Below are 26,552 nucleotides of genomic sequence, written 5' to 3'. Positions count from 1 at the left end.
AAACACAACACAGAATTGCAAATCATTGTCATTTAGATTAAATTACGTGCTTCTTTTGAACTTTATGGAATGTCACATGTCTGCCCCGCAGTTTTTACGTTTATCTAAATTAGCAGTGTTTACCTCGCTCGCTTTAGGTGGTGTTGCTCACGCAACTGAAGAAAATAACAACAATGACCCCCTTGAAAAGATAGCTGTGTATGGACAACACCATAAAAACTACATTACGGAAGATGCTCAGTCAGCAACAAAATTGGGTTTAACCATTAAAGAAACGCCGCAATCGATCTCGGTTATATCGCGCGCCTTAATGGACGATTTTTCTCTCGATGATATCAATGCAGTTTTAGAAACAACCCCCGGTGTCACCGTTGAACAAATAGAAACAGATCGCACCTATTTTAAAGCCCGTGGTTTTGAAATTACTAACTTCCAAGTAAACGGCATGGGCACCCCACAAGATAACGGCTCGATTCAAGGTACCCTTGATACTTCTATTTTTGAAAGCGTAGAAGTTGTTCGCGGCGCAAATGGTTTAATGACAGGCGCTGGTAACCCTTCTGCAACCGTTAACATGGTGCTAAAAAAGCCAACATATCAAACTAAAGTTAGTGCTTCTGCCTCTTATGGCTCATGGAATAACAAACGCTTGGAACTCGACGCTGCAACGGCGTTAACTGAAAATCAGGCTGTTCGTGTTGCGTTTACTAAGCAAAAAACAGACTCATACTTAGATCGCTACGAGCAAGATAAAACTATTTACTACCTTGCCTATGAAGGCCAGCTTACCGACAGTACGACTTTATCGGTAAATTATGTCAATCAACAAAAAGATGCCGACAGCCCACTTTGGGGAGCATTACCACTTTATTATAGCGATGGCAGCGCAACAAATTTTGATGTGTCGACAAGCACAGCATCTGATTGGTCATACTGGAATAACTCGACTGAACAAGTTTTTATCTCAGTTGAACAAAGCATCACAAATACCTGGTTTTTAAAAGCAAATTACGCGCATTTAGTGAATGAGCAAGATTCTGAGTTATTCTATGTTTATGGTACTCCAGATCGTGAAACCGGCCTTGGCTTAACGGGTTATGCCAGTGAGTATGACCATAAAGATACGCACGATATTTTTGATTTATACGCTGCGGGTAAATTTAATTTGTTCGGTATGGAACATGACCTGTCGTTTGGGGTAAACCAAGCTGATATGGATAATTATGATAAGTCACTGTATGACAACACCACGGGCAATGGTTATCCTCCCATGCCAGAGCTTGGTGGCTGGGATGGCGTAGCGCCAGTGGCAACGCTTGCGGATGGCTTAACCGGTGGAGATGTTACGAACAGACAACGTTCTGCTTATATTTCTACGCGTATTCGTGCTACCGACTCACTCAGCTTTTTGGCCGGTGTTAGTCAAGTTAACTGGCAGTCTAAAGGTATGTCGTATGGTGTTGCCAAAGATAAAAAAGCGGATAAAACCATTCCTTATTTTGGCACTGTGTACGATATTAACGACAATCTAGCAGCGTATGCCAGCTACACAGAAACATTTGTGCCGCAGACAGAGCGAGAGATCAATGGAGATTACCTCGATCCAATCACAGGTAAAAGCAGTGAAATAGGCGTAAAAGCACAATTACTAGATAGTGATCTGTTTGTTACCCTTGCGTACTTTGATGCCAAGCAAGTTGGTCTTGCGGTTGCAATTCCAGGCTCCGCACCTGATGACACCCGTTACTATGGCGCAGACGGCATTAACAGTGATGGTTTTGAAGTGGAGCTTAGCGGTAAAATAACTGACACTCTCAGTACTAGTTTCAGTTATAGCAACATCAATATCGACGGTGATGAGCTAGTTAAAAATTATACCCCAAAAAATCAGTATAAACTTGCTGTTACTCATAAAGTGCCTGAAATTGAAGGGCTAACGTTTGGCTTAAATTACCGCTGGCAAGATGACACGAAACGTATTCAGCCAATTACAGCGCTGGGTGTTATACCTGTTACCAAACAAGATGCATTCGGTATCTTAAACCTGATGGCGACTTACGATATTACCGATAATATCGGCGTGTCTTTCAATGTTAATAACGTCACTAATGAAAAATACATCCATAGTCTGTATTGGGAGCAAGGTTACTACGGTGCACCACGTAACTATGCAGTCTCAGTAAATTGGCAGCTATAAGCTAGCAAACTATAAACACAAAAAAGCCGCTAAATAATTTAGCGGCTTTTTTACGATTAAGCTCGGGTCAAATCGCGCTTATTCAATACCTTTAAAGCTCAGCATCATCTGCTAGTAAAGCATCTTCAACATCGTCAGGCTTGATTGTCGCTTTTAATAACAACATGTCACGTAACTTACCTTCAATCTCATTTGAAATCTCAGGGTTCTCTTTTAAGAACTTGATTGAGTTAGACTTACCTTGACCAACTTTATTACCATTGTAGCTGTACCAAGCACCTGCTTTTTCAACCAACTTATGCTTAACGCCTAAATCAATTAACTCACCATGTTTAGAGATACCTTCACCGTACATGATAATAAATTCAGCTTGTTTAAACGGTGGAGCAACTTTGTTTTTCACTACTTTAACGCGGGTTTCGTTACCCACCACTTCATCGCCCTCTTTAACAGAGCCGATACGACGAATATCTAAACGTACTGACGCGTAGAATTTAAGTGCGTTACCGCCGGTAGTGGTTTCAGGGTTACCAAACATAACACCAATTTTCATACGGATTTGGTTAATGAAAATACATAAAGTGTTAGAACGTTTGATATTACCGGTTAGCTTACGTAATGCTTGTGACATTAAACGTGCTTGTAGACCCATGTGCGAATCGCCCATGTCGCCTTCAATTTCGGCTTTTGGTGTTAATGCAGCAACCGAGTCGACCACAACCACGTCAACCGCGCTTGAGCGTACTAACATGTCGCAGATCTCTAGCGCTTGCTCACCGGTATCTGGTTGGGAAACTAATAATTCATCAATGTTCACGCCTAATTTTTGAGCGTAAATTGGATCAAGTGCGTGCTCAGCATCAACGAATGCGCAGGTTTTACCTTCTTTTTGTGCTTCAGCAATAACTTGTAATGTTAGCGTGGTTTTACCTGATGATTCAGGGCCATATATCTCAACAATACGTCCCATAGGTAAACCACCTATGCCTAATGCGATATCAATGCCCAGAGAGCCCGTTGATATAGCGTCAATATCTAACGCTTTGTTGTCACCCAATTTCATAATTGAGCCTTTACCAAATTGACGTTCAATTTGAGATAAAGCAGCGTCCAATGCTTTTTGTTTGTTATCGTTCATTTTACTCTCCAAATCCAGCTAATGCAGACAAGTATACTGTATGAAATCACAGTATCAAGCTAATTTTATCAATTTATCTTTTCTATAATAGTTTTTAAAGAATAAACAATGGCTTGCAGCCTAACTTGCGCTCTATCACCAGCAAATAGTTGTTGACTCGGATACTGTTTATCGCCAATTTGAACACAAAACCATACTAAACCCACTGGTTTTTCTGCACTGCCACCACCAGGGCCTGCAATACCCGATACCGCAACCGAAATATCAGCCCCAGCGGCCTTGCAAGCACCGGCCGCCATTTGCAACACTGTTTGCTCGCTCACTGCGCCATATAAAGCTAAGGTTTGCTCTGCAACACCCAGTAAATCCTGCTTTGCTTGATTACTGTAAGTGACGAATGCACGGTCAATATACGCCGAGCTACCTGGGGTATCTGTTAGCGCATAACTGACTCCTCCACCAGTACATGATTCAGCACTAGTGATCCATAAGCGTTTATCCGTTAAAATAGCCCCTAATTGTGCAGCAAGTGTTTTAATCTCTTGATGTAATTCCATATTCAGCCTTTGGGTAAATACATGTCGTTCGATCTTTATGCACCACACACTATAAGTCAACAAACGCCAATGATGCAGCAGTATCTAAAAATAAAATCTGAGCATCGTGATATTTTAATGTTTTATCGCATGGGTGACTTTTACGAGCTATTTTTTGATGATGCTAAGCGCGCTGCGCAACTGCTTGATATTTCACAAACTCACCGTGGTAAAGCCGGCGGCGATCCTATTCCGATGGCAGGCGTCCCCTATCATGCGGTAGAAAACTATTTAGCCCGCTTAGTACAAATGGGTGAATCAGTAGCCATATGTGAGCAAATAGGCGACCCTGCGACCAGTAAAGGGCCTGTTGAACGTAAAGTGGTACGTATTGTTACCCCAGGGACTATTTCTGATGAAGCATTATTACAAGAGCGCCAAGATAATTTACTGACCAGCGTTTGGCAAAGTAAAAAAGGTGTATTTGGGGTTGCCTACTTAGATATTAACTCAGGCCGTTTTAATATTGTTGAAGTAAATACTGAAGAAGCATTCAGTTCAACCTTACAACGCTTAGCACCGGCAGAATTACTTTATAGCGAAGACTTTAGCAATTTTCATTTAATTGAGCATATTAAAGGTATTCGTCGTCGCCCTGAGTGGGAGTTTGATTTAGACACCGCCCAACATTTGTTATGCGAGCAGTTTGGTACTAAAGATTTAGTCGGTTTTGGGGTTGATAAAGCAACTGCTGCATTAGTTGCCGCCGGTTGCCTTATGCAATATGTGAAAGACACGCAACGTATTGCCCTTCCCCATATTCGCGCCATCACTTTAGAGCATAACGAACATGCGGTGATCTTAGATGCCGCCACCCGTAAAAACTTAGAGCTGACAGTCAATCTTTCTGGTGGTTTTGAAAACACCTTAGCACAAGTACTTGATAAAACAGCAACAGCGATGGGATCACGGCTATTAAAGCGTCGTATTCATACGCCAATACGTTCTAAACCTGAACTTAATGCTCGCCTCAATGCCATTAGTGCCATTATCGACGTACAGCTGTGTGGTGAGCTACATGAGTCATTAAAACAAATAGGTGATATAGAACGAGTTATTGCTCGTTTAGCCTTGTGGACCGCTCGTCCGCGCGATTTAACCCGTTTGCGCAGTGCACTGCAAGCCCTTGCACCATTACACCAATTATTAACCGATGCCAGCGATCCACGTATTAGTCAAATCGTTGCGCAATCTCCTGAATTACCTGAGTTACAGCAATTACTCGAACAAGCCGTGATTGAAAACCCACCGGTACTTATTCGTGATGGCGGTGTAATTGCCCCAGGTTACAACAGTGAACTCGATGAGTGGCGTTCACTCAGTCAAGGCGCTACCGACATTCTTGAACAACTCGAACAGCGCGAGCGTGAACGCACCGGTATTAGCACCCTTAAAATCGGTTATAACCGCGTGCATGGCTTTTTTATTGAAGTAAGTCGTGCCAATGCACATTTAGTGCCCGCTGATTATATTCGTCGCCAAACGCTTAAGAATAATGAACGTTATATAATTCCTGAGCTTAAAGAGCACGAAGACAAAGTACTAGGCAGCCAATCAAAAGCACTGGCGCTTGAAAAACAGCTATACGAACAACTGTTTGAGTTTATTGCTCCACACATTGAGCAGCTACAAATGATGGCAGCCGCATTGGCAGATTTAGATGTGCTAAATAACTTAGCTGAGCGTGCGATTGCGCTTAATTATGCTAAACCTGAACTTTGTGATAGTGACGATATCAGCATCAAGCAAGGCCGCCACCCAGTGGTTGAACAAGTCATGAAAGACCCATTTATCGCCAACCCTGTAGAGCTTAATGCACAGCGTAAAATGCTGATCATCACAGGGCCAAATATGGGTGGTAAATCAACCTATATGCGCCAAACAGCACTTATTGTGTTAATGGCGCACATTGGTAGCTTTGTGCCAGCAGACAGCGCTAAGATTGGTAATATCGACCGTATATTTACCCGCATTGGCGCCAGCGATGACTTAGCATCAGGGCGTTCAACTTTTATGGTCGAGATGACTGAAACCGCCACTATTTTAAACAATGCTACCGCGCAGTCACTCGTGCTAATGGATGAAATTGGCCGTGGCACCAGTACTTACGATGGTCTATCACTGGCTTATGCAACTGCGGATCATTTAGCATCAAAAATATCGGCAAAAACCTTGTTTGCCACCCATTATTTTGAATTAACCGAACTTGCCGAGCAACAAGCTGGACTGGTGAATGTTCATTTAGATGCAATAGAGCATAACGACACCATTGCCTTTATGCATACGGTACTTGATGGCGCTGCAAGCAAAAGCTTTGGTTTGCAAGTAGCCGCCCTAGCTGGGGTACCAAAAGCCGTGATCAAACAAGCTAAGCAAAAGCTTAAAATGCTCGAAAATCATCAGCCAGTTACTGCCGATATTAATGCAGTACAGCCCTCATTATTTGCAGCTGAACCATCACAGGTAGAAGCACAACTCGCTGAGATTGATGTAGATGACTTAAGCCCGCGTCAAGCCCAAGACTTACTTTATAAATTAAAAGCATTACTTTAAATTTGAGCAAAAAAATAGCTGAAGAGATTATCTCTTCAGCTACTCAAATTTGGCTATAATGTGTGTCTATTTTTGTGTGTTATGAGAACTGATCAAACAAGCTATCAGTGCTTAACCCTTCATGTTGTAAAATATCTTTTAAGCGGCGTAGTGCCTCTACTTGAATTTGTCTTACTCGCTCACGGGTTAAACCAATTTCACGGCCAACATCTTCAAGCGTTGATGGCTCATAGCCTAATAAACCAAAACGACGAGCAAGCACTTCACGTTGCTTAGGATTAAGCTCACCTAACCAGTCAACAATATGCTTATTAATATCATTGTTTTGGACTTCACCTTCCGGGCCAAAACCTTTTTCATCGGCGATGATATCTAGCAATGCTTTGTCATTTTCGCCGCCAATGGGCGTATCTACAGAGGTGATTTTTTCATTTAAACGCAGCATTTTAGTAACGTCTTCAACGGGTCTATCTAAAGAGGCTGCAATTTCTTCTGCTGTCGGTTCATGATCGAGCTTTTGGGTTAGTTCACGTGCGGTGCGTAAATAAACATTTAGCTCTTTTACAACATGGATTGGTAAACGAATTGTGCGAGTTTGATTCATGATGGCACGTTCAATGGTTTGACGGATCCACCAAGTCGCATAAGTAGAAAATCTAAAACCACGTTCAGGGTCAAATTTTTCAACCGCGCGGATCAAGCCAAGGTTACCTTCTTCAATTAAATCAAGTAACGCAAGGCCACGATTATTATAACGGCGGGCGATTTTTACAACTAAACGGAGGTTACTTTCAATCATGCGTTTGCGGGAGGCACTACAGCCTTTTAACGCTTTGCGGGCAAAAAACACTTCTTCTTCGGCGCTCAACAGCGGTGAAAAACCAATCTCACCTAGATATAGTTGAGTCGCATCTAAATTCTTAGTGATTTCCTCTTTGGCAAATATTTCATCTTCTTTATCATCATCTTTATCGACGTCATCTAATAATTCAGAAGCAGCATCTTCTACCGCTATATCATCAAATTTATCATCAACCGCGTTTTTCGTTTTCTCTATTTTTGCTGTGTTACCCATGAGCGTACCCTCAAGCAAATAAGTGATCTTATATCACTGTGATCAATACCCGATAGCTAAGGCAAATACTTCTCGGGATTAACAGCTTGTCCTCGATAACGGATCTCAAAACGCAATGCCGTTACGTCAGAATCTGAACTGCCAATCTCTGCAATTTTTTGCCCAGCTTTCACATCCTGTTTTTCTTTAACTAACAACTTAGAGTTATGTGCATAAGCACTAAGGTAATCATCATTATGTTTCAAAATAATTAAATTACCGTATCCCCTAAGTGCATTACCCGCATAAACAACTGTCCCTTGTGCTGCGGCAAAAACAGCGACACCTTTTTTATTAGTAATTTGTAACCCTTTATAGCCATTTTCTTTGCTTGAAAACCGCTGCGTTACTGTTCCTTTAGCTGGCCACGACCACTGAACTTTCGTGGAGGGCAAACTATTAGTATTACTAACTTTTCTATTAGCTTGTTTTTGAACATACTCTCGTTGTTTTGGCTGATCAAGATCTTTCTTTAATTTTTTGTTATTTTTTTGTGTTTCATTTGTAGACTTTTTACTCGGTTTCGTATATTTTTTGTGCTTTTTAATTTTTTTAGGTACGTTTTTAAAAGAGATTGTTTGCCCTGGGCGGATAATATAAGGGGCTGGTATATCATTATTTTTTGCCAGCGTGCGGAAATCTTGCTGAGCGCTAAAGGCTATCGAGTATAACGTATCGCCTTTTTTAACCGTGTAGCGGTCGCCATTAATATTAACTCTACTAGTATAAGGTTTAACGCTGGTATTTAAACTACTGACTGGAGCAGGAGCTTGACGAGAAGAGCAAGCACTGAGCAAAACACTTGTAAATAAAGTAACATAGAAAATGTACCGCTTATTCATGGTGTTTTGCTCCTTGTATTAATAACTGTGGTTTTTAATGCTTAACGTAGTAAAAAGTATGCAACCACCACTAAAATCACTAATCCCCAGCCAAGTGCTTCAACATATTGACGTAATTTTTGCTCCATTTTTACTCCACCCCATTTCATTAGTGCTGAGACTAAAAAGAAACGCGCGCCACGGCCAACAGCAGATGCTAATAAAAAAGGTAAAAACGCCATGTGTAAAAGCCCTGCACCTATGGTAAACACTTTATAAGGTATTGGCGAAAAACCAGCTAAAAACACCACCCATACGCCATAATCTTTAAACCAATTTAAGGCGGTATTAAACTTTTCTTGCCAGCCCATTTGCGCAATTAATGGCTCGACTACAGGCTCAAATAACCAAAACCCTAATAAATAACCAAACACACCACCAAGTACAGAAGCAACAGTAGCAAATGTTGCATAACGCCATGCTTTGCTAGGTTGTGCAAGCGACATAGGCGCGAGCATGACATCCGGTGGAATAGGAAAAATAACTGATTCAGCAAAACTCATCCCTGCTAAATAACGCTCGGCGTGGCGATGCTTTGCCCACACTAATGCCATATCATACAACTTGGTAAACAATTTCAAAGTGACTTCCTATTCAATATCGCCAGGCACTAAAGGCACAAACCTAACTGGCGCAATAACATGTTGAGTAAATTTTTCGCCTTCGCGCACAACCATAACCAGTTGTTGATCTTCATTACCTATTGGTGCAATCATCACCCCACCATCACTGAGTTGGTCAAGTAATGCTTGCGGTACCTGCGATGCTGCAGCAGTGACAATAATGCCATCAAATGGCGCTTGCGATTGCCAACCTTGCCAACCATCGCCATGTTTCATGGACACGTTATAAAGATCGAGGTTATGTAAACGGCGCTTAGCTTGCCATTGTAACGCTTTAATGCGTTCCACCGAAAATACTTTTGTAAAGGTTTTAGCCAGTATCGCGGTTTGGTAACCTGAACCTGTGCCAATTTCGAGCACTTTTTCACGTACTCCCGCTAAACGTAACAGCTCCGTCATTCGCGCAACAATATATGGCTGTGAGATTGTTTGCCCTTGGCCGATTGGCAATGCTGTATTTTGATATGCTTTGTGTTTAAGCACATCATCAATAAACAAATGCCGTGGAATATCAGCAATAGCACTGAGCACCACACTATCTTCAACCCCCTCACGCTGTAATAATTCAGCCAGCGCACGAGCGCTGCGAGTATAATTAGCCAGCACCGTTGATCTCCATTGTTTTCAGCCAATTTCCTACCGCTATCAAACTGTCTTTCGCCGTCATATCAACACTTAATGGTGTAACCGAGGCATAGCCATTATTGATAGCATAAAAGTCAGTGCCCTCACCGGCATCGCTTTCAGCGCCCAAAACACCGTACCAATAAATATCACGGCCCCATGGATCTTGTTGTTTTGTCATGGTTTCGGCTTTATGGCGCGCACCTAAACGGGTAACTTGCACGCCTTTTAGCTCAGCTAATGGAATATCTGGCACATTGATATTAATGATTTGATCTTTTGGCAGTGGATGAGAAGCCAGCTCTTTAATTATGCTTACAGTCACCGCTGCTGCCGTTTCAAAATGATTGCCTTCTTTTGAACACAAAGATACGGCCACTGCGGGCAAGCCTAAATGACGGCCTTCGGTTGCAGCTGCGACGGTACCTGAGTACAAAGTATCATCCCCTAAATTGGCGCCGTGATTAATACCCGCAACCACCAAGTCGGGCTTTTCAGTCAGTAATTCATTCACACCCAAATGTACGCAATCGGTTGGTGTGCCATTGACCGAAATAAAGCCGTTATCAAGCGTGGTGGCCCGCAGTGGATTCATTAAGGTTAATGAGTTGCTTGCACCGCTGCAATTGCGATCAGGCGCCACTAAGGTAACCTCAGCAATTTGCGTCAGCGCTTGGTACAGCACCGCAATGCCTTTTGCATTTACGCCATCGTCATTACTTAGCAGAATTTTCATTTTCAGCGTCCTGTTTTTTATGTACTCGGGGGCTTGCATCTGTGTAGTCCACCAGCTCACGTAATAATGCCGTGGCAAAGGTGCCTTTAGGAAGGCCAAAACTTAATTTAATGGTGGTTTCGTCAATCGTTGCAACGGTTAAATCTTGTGGTATCAAACGCAGCATTCTACGTTCATTTTTAAGTCCTAACTCACCAAGCCCTTCACACCAATCTTGATACGGCTCTAGCCATATTTTTTCTTGTGCGGTGAGGCCTTTTTCACTTTTGCCGACCAAAGGTGCTGACATCATAATGTCGCCAGAGGCAAGTCGTGCGATATTTTCATCGCTAATGGCATCTTCAAAAAAAGCATTACTACCACTGAGCATAAACACTTCACGGTGCATGGTTTTCGCCAAGCCGTGCTCAGCAACACGTAAGTTCACGATTTGATTAAACACGTAAGAGCGTGCCGCAGAGATAATTAAACCGCGCAGTTTTTTGTCACGAATGCGCTCACCGGCAAACATTCGCTTGGCCATTTCAAGGTTGTGCCCATCATGACCAAAGCGTTGTTCACCAAAATAGTTTGGTACACCGGCACGTACGGCATTAATTCTACAAAGGATATCTAACGGCTGGGTGACATTGCGTAGCGTAATGGTAAATTTATTACCTTTATGGCAACCCGTACGTAGCTTACGATTATGGCGTTGCTGAGCAATGATAAACAGTGATTCACTGTTAAGCTCAGTAAAATCAATGTCTTTTTTAATTGGTACTGGCACACTAAACCATTGGCTACATACACCGTGGCGATCTTTCATACCGGCGTAACTTACGTCACGTGGCGAAATACCGGCTTTTTGAGCAAGTAACTTAGCAACGTATTGGGTGTTTTCGCCTTTTTTTACCACCTGCAAACAAACATGTTCACCACTACCAGTAAATTCTATGCCTAAGTCTTCATCAACCATAAAATCTTCAGCGGTGGTTTTAAAATCAGCTTTAGATAATGGCGCACCGTATAAATAATTTAGCTCGCTCATAGTGATTGCTTGCTCATGAGCACTACGGCATGACTTGAAATACCTTCTTTACGGCCTTCAAAACCGAGCTTTTCCGTGGTGGTGGCTTTTACGTTTACTTGGCTAATCTCAGCATTTAAATCAGCGGCTAAATTAGTACGCATAGCTTGAATGTGCGGTAGCATCTTTGGCGCTTGTGCCACTATCGTGACATCGGCATTGCCCAGTACATAGCCTTGCTGTTTTGCTAAATCAACCACATGGCGTAATAAAATACGGCTGTCTATATTCTCATACTCACTGGCGGTATCAGGGAAGTGTTTGCCAATATCGCCCATCGCCAATGCACCTAAAATAGCATCGCATAATGCATGAATAGCAACATCACCATCTGAGTGCGCTAAAAAGCCTTGTGGGTAAGCAATCTTTTCACCACAAATAGTTAACGGGCCTTCGCCAGCAAATTTATGGACATCGAAGCCATGGCCGATTCGAATCATGATGCATTCTCACTGTGTTGTTTTTGGAGTAAAAAGTTGGCTAAATCTAAATCTTCTGGGGTGGTTATTTTAATATTATCGCTGCGCCCCGCCACCAGCCGAACGGGCTTCTTTGCCCACTCAATTGCCGAGGCTTCATCAGTAATTGTTACCTGCTGAGCGAGCGCAGTTTGTAGTGCCTGCGTTAACTCCTGATACTTAAATAATTGCGGAGTCAACGCTTGCCATAAGTCATCTCGTGGTACGGTTTGCTCACTATGTGTGGTGCCACGCTTAATGGTATCTTTCACTTTACTGGCTAAAATGCCACCTTCATCTGCGCTAATACATTCAGTTAGTAAGCGCTCAATATCTGCAAGTGTCACTAACGGCCTTGCCGCATCATGCACTAACACCCAATCAGGCGGGTTATCTGCAAGGACTAATAAACCATTCAGTACTGAGTCTGCGCGTTCTTTGCCGCCGCTGGCACGGACAATACGCTGATCAATAAATTCCAGAGAGTCAAAGTATGGGTCTTCATCACTGATCACCACTATAATACTGGCTGCTTGTTTAAGTTGCGCTAATTTAACCAGCGTATGCTCAAGAATGGTTTTGCCTGCCAAACGTATGTATTGCTTAGGGGCCGAGTGTTGCATCCGACTTCCCACACCAGCGGCTGGGACTATAACGGCAAGGGTATAATTAGTTTTCATTTAATTGTTGCCCAGGTAAAACACGAATAAATGTTTCGCCGGGTTTGATCATCCCTAATTCATTACGGGCACGCTCTTCCACCCCTTCTTGACCAAGCTTTAAATCTTCAATGTCAGCTTTAAGTACTTTATTTCGCTTAAGTAGTTGAGCGTTGGTTTCTTGATGAGCAGTAACAGCGGCTTGTAAACGACTATAATCTTGTACACCGTTGTGGCCAAACCATAATCGGTATTGTACAAATAACGCTAAACACAGCAGCGTGAGTTGAAACAGTCGCATTAAACACTCCTTGATTTTTACTCTACCAGTACAAATTTATAATGCGCTTAAGGCGACTGGTATTATATTTTTTTAACTCGAACATGGGGACGTTTTAAATTGCGCCAATTGATATTGCCTGCTAGCAGCATTTCTCTCAGTGATAACGTTCGCGGTGTCGTGCGTTTAGCAAAAGACCACTGATGGCCACAGCATGCGGCGGCCATTGTTGCTTTTGTAGGTTTTAATAACACCACAGATTGCCCTTCAAGCGGCTGACCTTGGTCATCAAACCAACCATGTTCATTACAATGAAGTTTATTGTCGCTTACTTGGTCGATGCTGTCTATTGCAACACGGGTTTGATTTGCGCGATTGAGTAAAAGCGGCACAATTAAACCCACTTTTTTATGTGTTTGGTAAAAATCATCATTACTTTTTTCGTTAGGCGGCTGCAACTTTTGCTTATCAAGCCAACTGCCATTATGGGGATCTAACTGAAAAGGAACCTGACCATTAACCACCGCGGCTGCCGCACGTTCAATATAAAAAGGAAGGCTTTTTAATCGTTTACGCAGGCGTTGCTCATTAGGTTCAGCGACTAACAAAGCAATTTCTCGCGCATAAAAGGCATTACACAGCTGTGTGTATAGCACACGCTGCGCATCAGATTGCCAAATATCGACTTGTTGAAAGGGGTCGCTTGCAGCCAACGATTGTACTCAAAAACATCTAGTTGCTTGTTTTATAGCACAGTATTGACTGCTTTTTAAGCTCTGCTCTTTACCTAACTCAAGTTCAAACTATTTAACGTCTGCCTTTACGCCTAATTTTGCATCGCCAGTTGCTAAAAACTGCACTACTTCGTTACGCTTTTTACCAAGCAATAGACTACCATCGGCTAAAAACATAAAGTTCTGCCAATTGCGTTTGAACACATCAAAACTGGTTTCGATAATATTATCGCGGGCGATACAAAAATAGATGGTGGTATTTGCTTGCCAATCAAGGTGAGCTAAAATCTCTGCGGGCAATTGCTCTGCGCCCTCTTCCCAGGCTGCTTCCCACGCAATTGTTTGCGAGAAATTGTCTTCGTTGCCACACCAGTCTGTTTTTTCAAAAAAATCAGGATGGTCATGTTCACGGCTCACCATAGTGCTCCATAAAACAGCGGCACGCTCATGGCTCATAGGTTTAATTAAGGCAAGGTCTTGTTCTGTTACTGGCGCATCTTGATGACGAAAAACCCAGGCTTTTTTGTAATCATCTAACGAAATATAGTTCATAGTATTGGCAAATTAGTTAGCATTAAAAGTGCAAAGACAAATTATACAAGAGATCAAAACATGACTACAGCAATAAAACCACATACCCTCAAATCAGGCATATACCAACACTACAAAGGCCCAAAGTACAAAGTTCTGTACGTCGCCACTCACAGTGAAACCGACGAACAATTAGTTATTTACCAAGCCTTGTATGGTGAGTTTGGCATTTGGGCACGCCCATTGAGTATGTTTAGCGAAACGATAGAAAAAGACGGCCAAATTATTGCTCGCTTTGCATACCTTGGTGAAGCCGATTAACTATGGCATGATAGCCATATTGTTTACTGCTCAGACCAGATAGGTATTTACGTGCAATTTAATTCTACTGATAACTACATCGCAAGTTCAGCGTTAAAACAAGCGGTTAATGCGGCAATATTGCTGGAAAAGCCGCTGCTTATAAAAGGCGAGCCTGGCACAGGTAAAACCATGCTGGCTGAGGAGCTGGCTAAAAGTTTAGATACCACACTTATCCAATGGCATATCAAATCGACCACTAAAGCCCAGCAAGGCTTGTATGAATACGATGCAGTATCACGTTTGCGTGACAGCCAATTAGGCGATGAACGCGTAAACGACATTGGCAACTATATTATTAAAGGTAAACTGTGGCAGGCATTTACCTATGGTGAAGAACAGAACAAACGCCCGGTATTATTAATTGATGAAATAGACAAAGCCGACATCGAATTCCCGAACGACTTACTATTAGAACTCGATAAAATGGAGTTTCATGTTTATGAAACCGGCAAGCGTGTAATCGCAAAACAACGCCCTATTGTGATCATCACTTCTAATAACGAAAAAGAACTGCCCGATGCCTTTTTACGCCGTTGTTTTTTCCATTACATTGATTTTCCATCAAGTGATGAAATGCAGCAAATTATCGATGTTCACCACCCACACGTAAAACAAGATTTAGTACGCCAAGCGCTGGAAGTATTCTTTAATCTACGCGAAGTCAATGGTATTAAGAAAAAGCCTTCCACCAGCGAGTTACTTGATTGGTTAAAACTGCTAATGGCTGAAGACATCGACGCAAAAACCCTGCATGACAAAACTCAAAAAGGCGGTTTAATGCCAATGTTTGGCGCGCTTTTAAAAAATGAGCAAGATATCAGCCTGATTGAAAAACTTGCCTTTATGAGTCGCCGTTAAGATGTTGGTTGCGTTTTTCTTCAAACTGCGTGAATACCGTTTACCGGTCAGTTTGCGCGAGCTGCTTGATTTGATCAACGCGCTAAAAAAAGGCGCGGTATTTGCCGATGTTGACGGGTTTTATTATTTAGCCCGTACCATTATGGTTAAAGACGAAACCCACTTTGACCGTTTTGATAAAGCGTTTGCCGATTATTTTAGCGGCATTGCCGATCTCAACTTACTCGAGAGCTTAAAACAGCAGTACAACTTACCCGAAGATTGGCTGCGCAAAGAGTTTGAAAAACACCTTACTGATGAAGAAAAAGCCCAACTTAAAGCCATGGGCGGCCTTGATGAGTTAATGAAAACCCTCAAACAGCGCCTAGAAGAGCAACAAAAACGCCACGCCGGCGGCAATAAATGGGTAGGCACAGGTGGTACATCGCCGTTTGGCGCGTATGGCTACAACCCAGAAGGCGTGCGGATTGGTCAAGACGGCAACCGCAACCGCCAAGCGGTAAAAGTATGGGATAAGCGCGAATACCGTAATCTAGATTCTGACCGCGAAATTGGCTCACGCACCATAAAACTGGCGCTTAAAAAACTGCGCAAATTTGCTCGCACTGGCGCCAGTGACACCCTCGATTTAAACGAGACCATTCGCGCTACCGCCAAACAAGGCGGCATGCTTGATGTAAAAATGGCCCCAGAGCGCCACAACGCGGTAAAAGTATTAATGCTGTTTGATATTGGCGGTTCAATGGATGACTACATTCACACCTGTGAAGAGCTATTTAGCGCCGCCCACAGCGAGTTTAAACACTTAGAATTTTACTACTTCCATAACTGTTTATATGAACATGTTTGGCAAGACAACCAACGCCGCCACTCAAACGTCATTGACACCATGACGCTGATCAACAAATTCACCAGCGACTACAAGGTCATATTTGTCGGCGATGCCACTATGGGCCCGTATGAAATAGCCTATGCGGGTGGCTCAGTGGAACACTACAACGAAGAGCCTGGTAGTGTATGGCTTAATCGCATCACCAATCACTTTGATAAAGTCGCTTGGCTCAACCCACAACCGGTTGAACACTGGCGTTATTACCAATCAATTGATTTTATCAAGCAGCTAATGAATAACCGTATGTATCCACTGAGTTTAGATGGCATAAGTAATGCGATAAAAGAGCTAACATAGGTGCTAGATTATAGGGGCTAGAAAAGCCAACTCTACAATTCAGCTATATAATTCAATGTTTCTGGATGGCGCTGCACCAGCTTTAATAAAGTAATAGCTTGACCATTCGGTGCGCTGCGGCCTTGCTCCCAGTTTTCAAGGGTTCTTGCCGATGTATGTAATAAGTTTGCAAATACCCCGCGCGACATATTAAATGCTTCGCGAATATTGATTATTTCATCGGGTGAAATGGCGAGCCCATTGCGTCACTCAAGCATAAGTGCGTAAGGTTAGCTTGCCTTGTGAATGTGCTTAAATATACGTAACTTACGTAGACTTATCAAGTTAGCATTATGGCGTGATATAAAGCCTGCTACCAGTACGTAGGCGCGGTTTTATCCCGCGCAATTAAAATTTATTCACAAAGAGGTTATAAGGCGCTGCGCTTTTAGAGAAGTAATTGTAAAAATAGGGCCTAGGTTTTAGGAAGTGACTAGCTGCTAGGCTGTATTCGAAGCTCGTCGCTCGAAGCCCGTGGCATTTTTCTTCTCATTTACGCTCATTCACTTCTCCTTGTGCAAAAAAGTCTTTAAGTGACGAAAGCCAGCGACGAGGTAAACTCGCTACATGGATGGCTAGAAGTGAATACAAAAAAGCGCGGGAGCTCTCCCGCGCTTCATTTTTCGCTTTAGTAATTTTGGTAATTACTTAGCCTGCTGCTTGCTCAGCACGGCTGCGTTTGTGGTCACCTTTTTTGTGGCTTTTTTTACGCATATGCTGTTTAATTTCTTGATACTTTTCACGTTGCTCGGCATTTAATACTTGCCATACTTGGTGCTGCGTTTTAAGGTTGATTAAGCCAAATTGCTCGCCCTTGCTTTGGCGCTGCGCTAATAACTCTTTTGCCGCGGCTTCATCAAAGGTTGGCATATCTAATAATGCTTTCATTTGTGCTTTATGTGCCGCGCGAGCTTGTTTCATCGCTTCTTTGTCAGTACCACGAAGCGCTTTATATTGCGCTTTTTGATCAGCAAAAATGCTTTTTAACTGGGTTTGTTGTTGCTCGGTTAAATCAAGCTTTTTAACGCCACGCTCAGAGAGTAAAAAGCGTGCTTGTTTGTGTTGTTGAGAATGGCCAGGTTTATGAGCCATGCCTTCTTTTGCAATTACGGCGCCAGTGCCTAATGTTGCTGTCGCTAATCCACAAATTAATACTAGTTTAGAAACTTTACTTGAAATAGTCATAATCATTACCTTTGGTTGGTTGCGAACTTACTGCCTGTTCAGTTGTTATGTTCACTATAACTAACCAAGTGCAAAGCAACGCAAAGCAATGTAAAGGTTGTGTAAAGGTTCACTTTTAAGTGCGTTAAGGCGTAAAATGAAGTTATTCCAGCGTGGTTAAGGTGAGCAAATGAAACTATTAATGATTGATGATGATACCGGTTTATGTGAGTTACTCTCGGAGTACTTAATTGCGCAAGGGTTTCAAATAGAATCTGCCCACGATGGCGAGCAAGGTTTAAAACAAGCGCTTGAGCGAGAATATGCATTAATTTTACTCGATGTAATGTTACCAAAACTCGATGGCTTTGAAGTACTTAAACAACTTAGGCAAAAAAAGTTAACGCCGGTGATCATGCTAACCGCCAAAGGTGAAGACTTTGACCGTATTTTTGGCCTTGAACTAGGGGCTGATGATTACATTCCTAAACCATTTAATCATCGTGAATTACTCGCACGGGTTAAAGCGATTACTCGTCGTATTGAACACATTACCAGTTTAACCAATAACAGTTCTAATAAACTCAGTGTGAATAATATCATTATCAATTTAGCGGCCCGTGAAGCATCTGTTGATGAACACCCATTGAGGCTAACCGGTACTGAATATGAAGTATTGGCCTTATTAGTTAAACATGCGGGTGAAGTGGTCAGTAAAGAACAAATCAGTGAACAAGTGCTAGGCAGACGTTTGGCTTCTTTTGACCGCTCTATTGATATGCATGTCAGTAATATTCGCAAAAAAATTGCCGAATTTAATAGTGCTGAACGTATTAAAACCATGCGAGGAACGGGTTATGTCTTTATCCAAGGAGAATAGCAAAACTCGTTTAGCTTGGCTTAAGCACCCCAAACACTTTTTATTTTTTAAAATTTTTGTGTGGTTTTGGCTAACAGTAATAGGCACCATAACTGCATTGGTGTTTTTAAGTAACATTGCGACCAATCAAGTCAGTTATGAGAACTTACATGGGCCCATGCAGAAAAACTTGCAATACACGGCCAAAGGCATCGAACGTATGGTAGTCAAACATAATAAATCGATTGCCGAAATTTTAACTCATCCGCGGCTTGCAAAACAAAAGTTACTATATTTAAATTCAGATCAGCCAGATCATTCTATCAGTAGCAGAGTACCATCAAGTGAGATTGATTTAAGTTTACTTAATTTCACTAAAAACATGCCGCCACAAATTATTTTTACCGAGTATTATCAAGCATTCGGACCGATAAAAATAAACCTTCCTGAGGGGCAATTTTACCTATACGAAATTGATGAGAATCATCAACCACCTTTTTTTATACGGTTAAAGCTGATGCCGATTTGGCTAAAAGTGATCATTGCTTTACTAGCTTCATTAACTTTAAGTTTTATATTTAGTCGTAACCTAATTGCTCCTATTAATCACTTAAAGCAAGCTGCAATTAAGCTCTCTGACGGCGATTTAACCGCGCGCGCTGAAATTGATCCAAACAGGCAAGATGAACTGGGCGTACTTGGCCGCGACTTTAATAGTATGGCAAGTCAGTTAGAGCAACTGATTTCTGCACAAAAGCGCTTATTGGCTGATATATCTCACGAGTTGCGTTCCCCCCTAACTCGCCTTAAAATGGCTACGGGTCTTGCGCAAATGCAGACCCCAGAAGAAAACCAAACCTATTTATTACGCATTGAAAAAGAAGCAAATCAGCTCGATAAAATGATCGCTGATGTGCTGCAAGTATCGCGCTTAGAGGCGAAAAGTCAGGCGCTATCGCTGCATCAACAATCCTTACAGATCATTATTGATCATGTTTTGAATGATGCGCAATTTGAAGCTAAACAGACCAATAAGCAATTAATTATAAATGGTCAACTCAATGTTGATATTTATTGTGACGAGAGTCTCATTGCCAGTGCGCTAGAGAATGTTTTACGCAACGCAATAAAATATGCAGAGCAAACAATCACCCTAACATTGAGTTTAAGCGATGCTATTTATATAGAGATCAGTGATGATGGGCCGGGCGTCGAACCGCAAAATTTAGGCAAATTATGTGAGCCTTTTTTCCGCCAATCTGATGCACGAGACAGAACTAGCGGCGGCACAGGACTTGGCTTAGCGATTGCTAAAAATGCAATTGTCGCCCATTCTGGCAGTTTAACGCTGCATAATAAACAACCAAGCGGGTTATGTGTGCGTATCGCCTTACCTCTGGATAAACAAAAATAATCATGGCCATTATGTTTTACAGCACAGAGCAAAACTTACTTACCCAACAACCTGAGATAACGCAGTTTTTTCAGCAGCAGTTGCACAAAGCGCAGCTGACTACCGATAATGGCGATTTATATTATGGCTATGTGATACCTGAGCATGCCAAAGCCGCTATTGTTATTTGCTCTGGACGTATTGAAGGATTAGATAAATACCAAGAGCTAATCTGGGAGTTATATAAAAATAACTATGCGGTGTTTATTATTGATCATCAAGGACAAGGCCGTTCTTATCGCGCTTTAGCCAATCCTCATAAAGGTTTTGTTAATAAATTTAGTGATTATGCTGATGATTTAGCACTGTTTGACCGTCTAATTGTCAGTAAACTCTACCAAGGCAAAAAAGTCATCCTAGGGCATTCAATGGGCGGCGCGATTGCCTTTGATTTCCTGACCCGGTTTGAACATAACTACAGTGGGGTATTTTTGTCTTCGCCCATGTTTGATATTTTCACTAAAGGTACTCCCAAACCACTGGCTAAACTTGCCGCCCGTGCTGCCTGTTTGTTTGGTTTTAATAAACACTATGCGTTTGGCCAAGCAGATTACCTGCCTGATGAATTCGCACAGAATGACCTTACCAGTAGCGAAACTCGCTATGATTTATTTAGACAAACCTACCAAACGGATAGCGCGCTACAATTAGGCGGGGTGACTTACGGCTGGTTGAATGAAGCTTTTGGCTTTATGGCAACTCTTGAAAAACAACAGCTATCGATTCCACTTTTTGTAGCCAGTGCTGAGAATGATACTGTGGTTGATAACCAAGCCCAATTAGCCTTAGTTCACCGTCAAAGTAATGCTATTTTACAAACATTTGCGAATGCTAAGCACGAGTTACTATTTGAACAAGACACCATTCGCAAAGCTGTGCTTAGCCGTTTTTATCAGTTTTGTGATTCATTAACTTGAGCGCGGCTATTACTCAATGACATTGGATCTTGATGGATCAAAATATCCATTTCACAATTAAATTCTTGTTGGATCATCGCCACTACTTCATCCGCTACATAATGAGCACGGATCAAGGGAAGTTGATCTTCAAGCTCTAAATGCATTTGAATAAACTTAACTTTACCACCTTGTCGCGTGCGTACGTCATGTACGCCAAATACATCGTTATGGCTGTTAGCGATTGATATAATACTGGCTTTTTCGTCCTCAGGTAGCTCTTTATCCATTAAATGGTCAGCGCTTTGCCTAGCAATATCCCAACTGTTATAAAGCAAATAACCCGCAACGCCAATGGCAAAAATAGGATCCGCGTACAGCATATCATTTTGCGCAAGCAGTATGGCCAGCAGTACTGCTGCATTTAAAATTATATCACCTTTGTAATGCACAGAGTCTGCTTTAACTGCAATTGACTCGGTGTGCTTAATGACTTGAGTTTGTACATAAACCACCACTAAGGTGCAAGCAATCGCAAATAGACTAACCCATACCCCGAGCATTGAATGACTTAGTACCACAGGATTAAATAATCGCTCTATACCATGAAACGCCAATAAACAGCCAGAGCCTGCAATAAATGCCGCTTGCCCTAAACCCGCCAAGGCTTCGGCTTTACCATGACCAAAACGATGATCGTCATCAGCTGGGCGCAGTGCATAAAAGAGCACCATAAAACTCATTGCTGAAGCGGTAATATCCATCAAAGAATCGGTGAGTGATCCGAGCATAGAGGCAGAGCCAGACGCAAGCCATGCCCAACATTTAGCAGCAATCATTAAACTCACCATCACCATAGTGACCACACTTGCTGTTTTTACCCAAAACTCATAACTGCGCTGATGCACGTTTTTGCCTATGCTTAAAGTGTTTACTTAAAATGAGTATATCATTTTTTTTATCTGTTTCGTGTATACTCTCGAACGTCAAAATGTAGATCACCAATAAGGCTCGTTATGCTTGATATCGTTTTATACCAACCTGAAATTCCACCTAACACAGGGAATATTATTCGCCTGTGTGCAAATACGGGCTATGCTTTGCATTTAATCGAGCCTTTGGGCTTTGAGTGGGACGATAAGCGCGTAAAAAGAGCGGGCCTTGATTACCATGAATTTAGCCATGTGCAACGCCATGCCTCGTTTGCAGCATATCTTGAAAAATGTCAGCCAAAAAAAGTCTACGCGTGCACCACTAAGGGCAGCCAATTCCATCACCAAGCAAGTTACGAAGCGGGTGACTGTTTGGTATTTGGTCCAGAAACTCGTGGCTTACCAGATGATTTAATTCAATCATTACCAAATGAACAACGCGTGCGTATTCCAATGCAAGCTAACAGTAGAAGCATGAACTTATCCAATGCAGTGGCAGTGTTTGTTTATGAATCATGGCGGCAATTAGGCTTTCCTAACGCCCAGTAAACCATACAAATAAAGCGCCTACTTCGTTAGGCGTTTTAGCCACTGATTGCCTTACAAATTCAATTGCGCGCAATACAATAAATTTCACTCACGTCGATTCGCACTTTATCTATTCCTGCACTATTCTAAATAAGTTCTTTTTAAACTTATTCAATGGATTGCAATGCGGTTTATACTTAAAACATGCTGCTTTATCAGCATGTTATTTATTATTAATGTAAACGCGAGTGTAGCTGAATTAAACGCCAACGAGCTTTCGATACCCGCTATTAATGATTTTACTCAAAGCCCGAGTAACGCGTTTTGGCTCGCCACTGAGAAAGGCTTATTTAACTACGACTCAGCCCACCTTTTTAGTGGCCAAACGCCTCCCTTTTCGTCATTTGCAACGCGTGATATTTTACAGGTAGCCACTTATAAATCATGGTTATTAATTAATACTGAGCAAGGATTAAGTTTAATAAACTTAATAAACAATCAACTCATTCAACTAACCGATACCTCCTTAACGCAGCAAATATTTACTACAGATCACGGCTTTTATTTTTTGTACTTAGGCCAGATTTACACAATAAAAGATCAACAGCTGCATGCTGTATTCGCTTTTTCTGAGCAAATAGTCGAACTTACATTAGGGTTTAATAACAGCCTATGGCTGCATTCAGGCGGGAATTTAGCCAGTCGCTTTGATATTGCCAGTAATACGATTATATCCCAGCTCACTGCACCTACAGAAATTAGCCAGTTAAGCCCAAGCCAAACATCTCCAGCACTGCTTATCAGCACCAGTAATGAACAACATTATCTATTCAATAACACTCAGTCATTAGAAACAATAAAACTCAACCACACACCGGTGCAAAAACTAACTTACTTTCAAGAGCAACTTTACTACTTACATGATAATCAAGCTTATAAATATGATTTAACAACCAAAAACAGCAAACCTTTATTTTATAATTCTCCTGCTCGGTTTTTATCAATGAAGCAAAACAATCAACAATTGTGGTTACAAACGACGAGTAAAAATTGGTTAAAACTTCCTGCAATGCAAATTATTGCCACGCCGATCACCAATAGCCCAACTCCCAGAATACAGCAATACTTTAAAATGCTGGCGCAGATAGCGAGCTTTACTGAGGATAAAAAAGTACTCGGTATTAACTATTTACGCGATGATAAGTGGGCAATTACAACCGCCAGCGGATTATATTTATACAGTGCCCGCAACCAAACATTTAATTTATTGCTGCAAGAGCAAGTAAACATGCTGCATTTCACAGCACCAACAACATTGTGGATAGCAACCAACAAACAATTAATCAATTATGATTTTGCAACTCAACAACAAAATCTCACACTGCCAATTAGCAACATTAGCGCTTTAACAACCCTCAGTGATGAGCAGTATTTAGCAAGTGATGGCCAGCAGTTGTATTACATTGCCAAGCAACAAGTCACAGCAATAGCGCTGCAAACTGAATCCCTTGGCGAGATCAAAGATATTTATTATCAACGCAACTCATCAAGGCTTTGGCTTGCGACAAATAACGGGTTATGGCAAACATCTGAAAACTTTGCACAAACAACAAAAAGCATACAGTTTCATAAAGTCAGTGTGTTTGACACTTCAGCCATTTATGAAGCCCCGCTAAATGCACTATGGATAGTCGATTCCCAAGCAATAAAGCTCTACAAGCCAAGTACTAACATATGGGTTGAAAATGCCACTCACAGCATGGCCGCAAATATCGCTGATTCAATTACTCATGAACAACTGCCAGAGGCACTATTTACCGTAAGCTACCGTGACAAAGTAATGCTGCTGTTCGCAGATAACGGCAGTACGTTATTAGAAGTACATGCCACACAAGCAATACCGCAAAATAGTTTATTTTCAGTCAGTCACCTAACCTTGCACTATCAAGAAAGTGACCAACACTATTATCACTTAGCAACAAATGCCGTGAATGCGCAGCAACCGCTGCAAGGCATATCTGTGTGGTTCACTAGTAATAGCAATTTACCCATGCGGCTCTCTTATCGGCTTGACCCCAATGGGCTTTGGCAATCCCTGCCAAGCACGCAATCTATGTTGTCACTGGCGAGTAATAAAAAAAATATTTACCTGGAAGTTAAAAACCTTAATCAAGTAAGTAGCGAGCCGTTAGTGTTAACGATCAAACAAACCGCTTTTAACTTTCCCAACTGGTTCAACTATGTAATTTTAACGATTATTTTTGCTCTGTTACTGCTGCTAATTATTTATAAATTAAAAAGCGCTGCGAAACACAATTTAGCTAACGCACTAATGGCGCAATCAAAAGATGCGATTTGGATTGCCAATGAACATTTTCAAATAACAAATATAAACCAAGCATTTACAACAATTTGTGGATTCACTTTGGCAGATGTTGTGGGTAAAAAACCAAAAGCCTTAACTGTAAATGGCCGCGATAAAAAACTAGAAAGCCTCATCCATAATGATTTAGAGACCGATGGTTATTGGTCCGGAGAAATTTGGAATTTACGCAAAGACGGCCAACCTTATGCACTAGATCTGTCGATTACCAAAGTAAAAACGCCTAACTTGCGTAACAGTAGCGCACATTATATTGGTTTATTTTCAGATGTAACCGCACGCAAAAACAATGAACGTGCAATGTTAAAACTAACCACCCGAGATGCTGTTACTGGGCTGTCTAACCGTACTATTTTTATTGAATCGGTTAATAAAGCAATTAACAGCTGTAACAACAACTTCCCTGACTTGCTGATTATTTTTATCGATTTAGATAACTTCAATAAAATCAATGAATCTCTCGGTCACGCAATTGGTGATGAGTTACTAAAAGAGGTGGCAGGTAGACTCTCCCGCAACCTTGATTCTGGCTATACACTCGCCCGCTTAGGGGGCGATGAATTTGCGATTTTGGTGCCGCCTTATTTATATTCAGGAATGACCATCTTTTTCGCTAAAAAGCTTGCTGATAATATCCTTAAACAGTTTCAAACACCGTTTATACTTGATGGTATAGAAAGCTTTATTTCAGCCTGTTGTGGCATAGCCGTGTACCCTGAAAACGGCTATAGCAGCGAGGCACTGATGCGCAGCGCCAACAGTGCGCTTAACCACGCAAAAAAAGTGGGCCATAACAACTATCAGTTTTTTGATAAATCTAAACACACCATAGACTCAAATGAACTCAGTAAAGAAAGTGCGCTATTTAGAGCCATTGAACATCAAGATTTTCAATTATTTTATCAAGTAAAATATAATGCTGATAAAAACCAAATCCATGGTTTTGAGGCATTAGTTCGTTGGCCACAAGCTGATGGCAGCCTTATTAGCCCAGCTGAATTTATACCGTTGGCCGAACAAAATGGCGCGATCATTCCTCTGACTTTATTATTAATGAAGCAGTTATTTAAACAGCTCGAATTATGGCGTAATGAACGGGTCGGTTTTGGTAAAGTGGCAATTAATATTTCTGCACTGCATTTTCAGCAAAATAGCTTAATAGAAACGCTCACCGAATGCTTAACACACTACGATGTACCAGCGCGCTGTGTAGAGCTGGAAATCACCGAAAGTGCCATGATGGATAACCCCGAATTTGCACAGCAGCAAATGAACCGCCTAAAAGCGCTTGGCTTTACTATTGCGTTAGATGACTTTGGCACTGGGCATTCATCACTTGGTTATTTAAAGCGTTTTCCTATCGATACGTTAAAAATAGACCGCTCTTTTATTAAAGACATCATTGATAGCGAACAGGACCGTAATATCACCGCGACCATTATTCGCCTGGCGAAATACCTAAAAATAGATGTAGTTGCCGAAGGAGTTGAAACGAAAGAGCAGGCTTACATGCTGCATATTATGGGTTGTAATACCATGCAAGGTTATTATTATAGCCGCCCGCTTCATGCTGATAAAGTGGCTACTTTTATTGCAAAAAATAACCAGAACAAACAATCTAGCTCGAGCAATGAGTAACCTAAATTTTAGCTGTGGTCAGCGTAATGATTGACACAACGCTGACTACTGCATCTT

At 41.8% G+C, this 26,552-nt stretch carries 25 protein-coding genes and 1 pseudogene; 10 read left to right on the top strand and 16 right to left on the bottom strand.

Annotation, left to right across the window (positions count from 1 at the left end; translation table 11 throughout):
- The first annotated feature begins 76 nt into the window (after nt 1–76).
- A complete protein-coding gene (locus ENH88_RS17425) occupies nt 77–2,197 on the top strand; it encodes a TonB-dependent siderophore receptor (protein ID WP_304184162.1) in 2,121 nt (706 codons plus the stop codon).
- A gap of 91 nt (nt 2,198–2,288) precedes the next feature.
- On the opposite strand, the gene recA is transcribed toward ENH88_RS17425, so the two are convergent.
- Together recA and ENH88_RS17415 are read right to left on the bottom strand one after the other, a co-directional pair.
- Entirely contained in the window at nt 2,289–3,335 is a 1,047-nt protein-coding gene (recA, locus tag ENH88_RS17420; protein ID WP_304184159.1) for a recombinase RecA, read from the bottom strand.
- A gap of 68 nt (nt 3,336–3,403) precedes the next feature.
- Nucleotides 3,404–3,892 (bottom strand): CinA family protein, encoded by a 489-nt coding sequence (locus ENH88_RS17415; protein WP_304184158.1) that lies wholly within the window; start codon nt 3,890–3,892, stop codon nt 3,404–3,406.
- 21 nt (nt 3,893–3,913) lie between these two features.
- Between ENH88_RS17415 and mutS the strand changes: the two genes are divergently transcribed.
- The gene (mutS, locus tag ENH88_RS17410) at nt 3,914–6,484 is read left to right on the top strand and encodes a DNA mismatch repair protein MutS (protein ID WP_304184156.1); all 2,571 of its coding nucleotides are present in this window, start codon (nt 3,914–3,916) and stop codon (nt 6,482–6,484) included.
- Nucleotides 6,485–6,563: 79 nt separating this feature from the next.
- On the opposite strand, the gene rpoS is transcribed toward mutS, so the two are convergent.
- From rpoS to ENH88_RS17355, 11 genes are all read right to left on the bottom strand, one after another.
- Complete coding sequence (gene rpoS, locus ENH88_RS17405; RefSeq protein WP_064665478.1) at nt 6,564–7,559, bottom strand: RNA polymerase sigma factor RpoS; 996 nt, start codon at nt 7,557–7,559, stop codon at nt 6,564–6,566.
- A 56-nt stretch (nt 7,560–7,615) separates the two neighbouring features.
- Nucleotides 7,616–8,440, bottom strand: coding sequence for a peptidoglycan DD-metalloendopeptidase family protein (locus ENH88_RS17400; RefSeq protein WP_304184151.1), 825 nt, complete (start codon nt 8,438–8,440; stop codon nt 7,616–7,618).
- Nucleotides 8,441–8,481: 41 nt separating this feature from the next.
- Complete coding sequence (locus tag ENH88_RS17395) at nt 8,482–9,060, bottom strand: YqaA family protein (RefSeq protein ID WP_304184148.1); 579 nt, start codon at nt 9,058–9,060, stop codon at nt 8,482–8,484.
- Between the two features lie 9 nt (nt 9,061–9,069).
- Nucleotides 9,070–9,708, bottom strand: a complete 639-nt coding sequence (locus tag ENH88_RS17390) for a protein-L-isoaspartate(D-aspartate) O-methyltransferase (protein WP_283711149.1) — start codon at nt 9,706–9,708, stop codon at nt 9,070–9,072.
- Nucleotides 9,698–10,462, bottom strand: a complete 765-nt coding sequence (gene surE, locus ENH88_RS17385; protein WP_304184146.1) for a 5'/3'-nucleotidase SurE — start codon at nt 10,460–10,462, stop codon at nt 9,698–9,700. The genes ENH88_RS17390 and surE overlap by 11 nt, the downstream gene beginning before the upstream one ends.
- Nucleotides 10,443–11,492 (bottom strand): tRNA pseudouridine(13) synthase TruD, encoded by a 1,050-nt coding sequence (gene truD / locus ENH88_RS17380; RefSeq protein WP_304184145.1) that lies wholly within the window; start codon nt 11,490–11,492, stop codon nt 10,443–10,445. The genes surE and truD overlap by 20 nt, the downstream gene beginning before the upstream one ends.
- A complete protein-coding gene (gene ispF / locus ENH88_RS17375; RefSeq protein ID WP_304184143.1) occupies nt 11,489–11,971 on the bottom strand; it encodes a 2-C-methyl-D-erythritol 2,4-cyclodiphosphate synthase in 483 nt (160 codons plus the stop codon). The genes truD and ispF overlap by 4 nt, the downstream gene beginning before the upstream one ends.
- Nucleotides 11,968–12,669 carry a 2-C-methyl-D-erythritol 4-phosphate cytidylyltransferase gene (ispD, locus tag ENH88_RS17370; RefSeq protein WP_304184142.1) on the bottom strand — a complete coding sequence of 234 codons (702 nt, stop codon included), beginning with the start codon at nt 12,667–12,669 and terminating at the stop codon, nt 11,968–11,970. Before ispD ends, ispF begins: the two co-directional genes overlap by 4 nt.
- On the bottom strand, nt 12,659–12,949 hold the full coding sequence (ftsB, locus tag ENH88_RS17365; RefSeq protein WP_304184141.1) for a cell division protein FtsB: 291 nt from the start codon (nt 12,947–12,949) through the stop codon (nt 12,659–12,661). The genes ispD and ftsB overlap by 11 nt, the downstream gene beginning before the upstream one ends.
- Before the next feature lie 62 nt (nt 12,950–13,011).
- Nucleotides 13,012–13,641: a hypothetical protein gene (locus ENH88_RS17360; RefSeq protein WP_304184139.1), complete on the bottom strand. Its 630-nt coding sequence runs from the start codon at nt 13,639–13,641 to the stop codon at nt 13,012–13,014.
- Between the two features lie 90 nt (nt 13,642–13,731).
- On the bottom strand, nt 13,732–14,214 hold the full coding sequence (locus ENH88_RS17355; protein WP_304184138.1) for a DUF2947 domain-containing protein: 483 nt from the start codon (nt 14,212–14,214) through the stop codon (nt 13,732–13,734).
- Nucleotides 14,215–14,274: 60 nt separating this feature from the next.
- On the opposite strand from ENH88_RS17355, the gene ENH88_RS17350 reads away from it, so the two are divergent.
- Genes ENH88_RS17350 through ENH88_RS17340 form a run of 3 tightly spaced genes read left to right on the top strand, consistent with a single transcriptional unit; the run spans nt 14,275 to nt 16,603 of the window.
- A complete protein-coding gene (locus ENH88_RS17350; protein WP_304184136.1) occupies nt 14,275–14,514 on the top strand; it encodes a DUF1653 domain-containing protein in 240 nt (79 codons plus the stop codon).
- Nucleotides 14,515–14,565: 51 nt separating this feature from the next.
- On the top strand, nt 14,566–15,414 hold the full coding sequence (locus tag ENH88_RS17345) for an AAA family ATPase (protein ID WP_304184134.1): 849 nt from the start codon (nt 14,566–14,568) through the stop codon (nt 15,412–15,414).
- A gap of 1 nt (nt 15,415) precedes the next feature.
- A complete protein-coding gene (locus ENH88_RS17340) occupies nt 15,416–16,603 on the top strand; it encodes a vWA domain-containing protein (RefSeq protein ID WP_304184131.1) in 1,188 nt (395 codons plus the stop codon).
- Nucleotides 16,604–16,635: 32 nt separating this feature from the next.
- Here ENH88_RS17340 and ENH88_RS23165 read toward each other — a convergent pair.
- Nucleotides 16,636–16,891, bottom strand: a pseudogene (locus tag ENH88_RS23165) (helix-turn-helix domain-containing protein); the annotation flags it as partial.
- Between the two features lie 399 nt (nt 16,892–17,290).
- The gene (locus ENH88_RS17330) at nt 17,291–17,827 is read right to left on the bottom strand and encodes a Spy/CpxP family protein refolding chaperone (protein WP_304184128.1); all 537 of its coding nucleotides are present in this window, start codon (nt 17,825–17,827) and stop codon (nt 17,291–17,293) included.
- A 169-nt stretch (nt 17,828–17,996) separates the two neighbouring features.
- Between ENH88_RS17330 and ENH88_RS17325 the strand changes: the two genes are divergently transcribed.
- Genes ENH88_RS17325 through ENH88_RS17315 form a run of 3 tightly spaced genes read left to right on the top strand, consistent with a single transcriptional unit; the run spans nt 17,997 to nt 21,035 of the window.
- Nucleotides 17,997–18,686 (top strand): response regulator, encoded by a 690-nt coding sequence (locus ENH88_RS17325; RefSeq protein ID WP_304184126.1) that lies wholly within the window; start codon nt 17,997–17,999, stop codon nt 18,684–18,686.
- Nucleotides 18,664–20,079: an ATP-binding protein gene (locus ENH88_RS17320; RefSeq protein WP_304184125.1), complete on the top strand. Its 1,416-nt coding sequence runs from the start codon at nt 18,664–18,666 to the stop codon at nt 20,077–20,079. Before ENH88_RS17325 ends, ENH88_RS17320 begins: the two co-directional genes overlap by 23 nt.
- Nucleotides 20,080–20,090: 11 nt before the next feature.
- Nucleotides 20,091–21,035 (top strand): alpha/beta fold hydrolase, encoded by a 945-nt coding sequence (locus tag ENH88_RS17315; RefSeq protein ID WP_182758424.1) that lies wholly within the window; start codon nt 20,091–20,093, stop codon nt 21,033–21,035.
- Here the strand turns inward: ENH88_RS17315 and ENH88_RS17310 are convergent.
- Nucleotides 21,011–21,922 (bottom strand): cation diffusion facilitator family transporter, encoded by a 912-nt coding sequence (locus ENH88_RS17310; protein ID WP_145235244.1) that lies wholly within the window; start codon nt 21,920–21,922, stop codon nt 21,011–21,013. The two genes, ENH88_RS17315 and ENH88_RS17310, sit on opposite strands and share 25 nt — an antisense overlap.
- Nucleotides 21,923–22,030: 108 nt before the next feature.
- Between ENH88_RS17310 and trmL the strand changes: the two genes are divergently transcribed.
- Together trmL and ENH88_RS17300 are read left to right on the top strand one after the other, a co-directional pair.
- Nucleotides 22,031–22,495 carry a tRNA (uridine(34)/cytosine(34)/5-carboxymethylaminomethyluridine(34)-2'-O)-methyltransferase TrmL gene (trmL, locus tag ENH88_RS17305; protein WP_169021215.1) on the top strand — a complete coding sequence of 155 codons (465 nt, stop codon included), beginning with the start codon at nt 22,031–22,033 and terminating at the stop codon, nt 22,493–22,495.
- 163 nt (nt 22,496–22,658) lie between these two features.
- Nucleotides 22,659–26,495 (top strand): EAL domain-containing protein, encoded by a 3,837-nt coding sequence (locus tag ENH88_RS17300; protein ID WP_304184120.1) that lies wholly within the window; start codon nt 22,659–22,661, stop codon nt 26,493–26,495.
- The last annotated feature ends 57 nt before the right edge of the window (nt 26,496–26,552 follow it).

Source organism: Pseudoalteromonas prydzensis (assembly GCF_011050055.1).
Classification (GTDB): Bacteria; Pseudomonadota; Gammaproteobacteria; order Enterobacterales; family Alteromonadaceae; genus Pseudoalteromonas; species Pseudoalteromonas prydzensis_A.
This window is presented reverse-complemented; position numbering and strand designations above follow the sequence as displayed.

Coding starts and splice junctions, on each gene's coding strand:
- ENH88_RS17425 (WP_304184162.1), top strand. CDS start 77: ATGTCTGCCCCGCAGTTTTTACGTTTATCTAAATTAGCAGTGTTTACC.
- recA (WP_304184159.1), bottom strand. CDS start 3,335: ATGAACGATAACAAACAAAAAGCATTGGACGCTGCTTTATCTCAAATT.
- ENH88_RS17415 (WP_304184158.1), bottom strand. CDS start 3,892: ATGGAATTACATCAAGAGATTAAAACACTTGCTGCACAATTAGGGGCT.
- mutS (WP_304184156.1), top strand. CDS start 3,914: ATGTCGTTCGATCTTTATGCACCACACACTATAAGTCAACAAACGCCA.
- rpoS (WP_064665478.1), bottom strand. CDS start 7,559: ATGGGTAACACAGCAAAAATAGAGAAAACGAAAAACGCGGTTGATGAT.
- ENH88_RS17400 (WP_304184151.1), bottom strand. CDS start 8,440: ATGAATAAGCGGTACATTTTCTATGTTACTTTATTTACAAGTGTTTTG.
- surE (WP_304184146.1), bottom strand. CDS start 10,462: ATGAAAATTCTGCTAAGTAATGACGATGGCGTAAATGCAAAAGGCATT.
- truD (WP_304184145.1), bottom strand. CDS start 11,492: ATGAGCGAGCTAAATTATTTATACGGTGCGCCATTATCTAAAGCTGAT.
- ispF (WP_304184143.1), bottom strand. CDS start 11,971: ATGATTCGAATCGGCCATGGCTTCGATGTCCATAAATTTGCTGGCGAA.
- ispD (WP_304184142.1), bottom strand. CDS start 12,669: ATGAAAACTAATTATACCCTTGCCGTTATAGTCCCAGCCGCTGGTGTG.
- ftsB (WP_304184141.1), bottom strand. CDS start 12,949: ATGCGACTGTTTCAACTCACGCTGCTGTGTTTAGCGTTATTTGTACAA.
- ENH88_RS17355 (WP_304184138.1), bottom strand. CDS start 14,214: ATGAACTATATTTCGTTAGATGATTACAAAAAAGCCTGGGTTTTTCGT.
- ENH88_RS17350 (WP_304184136.1), top strand. CDS start 14,275: ATGACTACAGCAATAAAACCACATACCCTCAAATCAGGCATATACCAA.
- ENH88_RS17340 (WP_304184131.1), top strand. CDS start 15,416: ATGTTGGTTGCGTTTTTCTTCAAACTGCGTGAATACCGTTTACCGGTC.
- ENH88_RS17330 (WP_304184128.1), bottom strand. CDS start 17,827: ATGACTATTTCAAGTAAAGTTTCTAAACTAGTATTAATTTGTGGATTA.
- ENH88_RS17325 (WP_304184126.1), top strand. CDS start 17,997: ATGAAACTATTAATGATTGATGATGATACCGGTTTATGTGAGTTACTC.
- ENH88_RS17320 (WP_304184125.1), top strand. CDS start 18,664: ATGTCTTTATCCAAGGAGAATAGCAAAACTCGTTTAGCTTGGCTTAAG.
- ENH88_RS17315 (WP_182758424.1), top strand. CDS start 20,091: ATGTTTTACAGCACAGAGCAAAACTTACTTACCCAACAACCTGAGATA.
- trmL (WP_169021215.1), top strand. CDS start 22,031: ATGCTTGATATCGTTTTATACCAACCTGAAATTCCACCTAACACAGGG.
- ENH88_RS17300 (WP_304184120.1), top strand. CDS start 22,659: ATGCGGTTTATACTTAAAACATGCTGCTTTATCAGCATGTTATTTATT.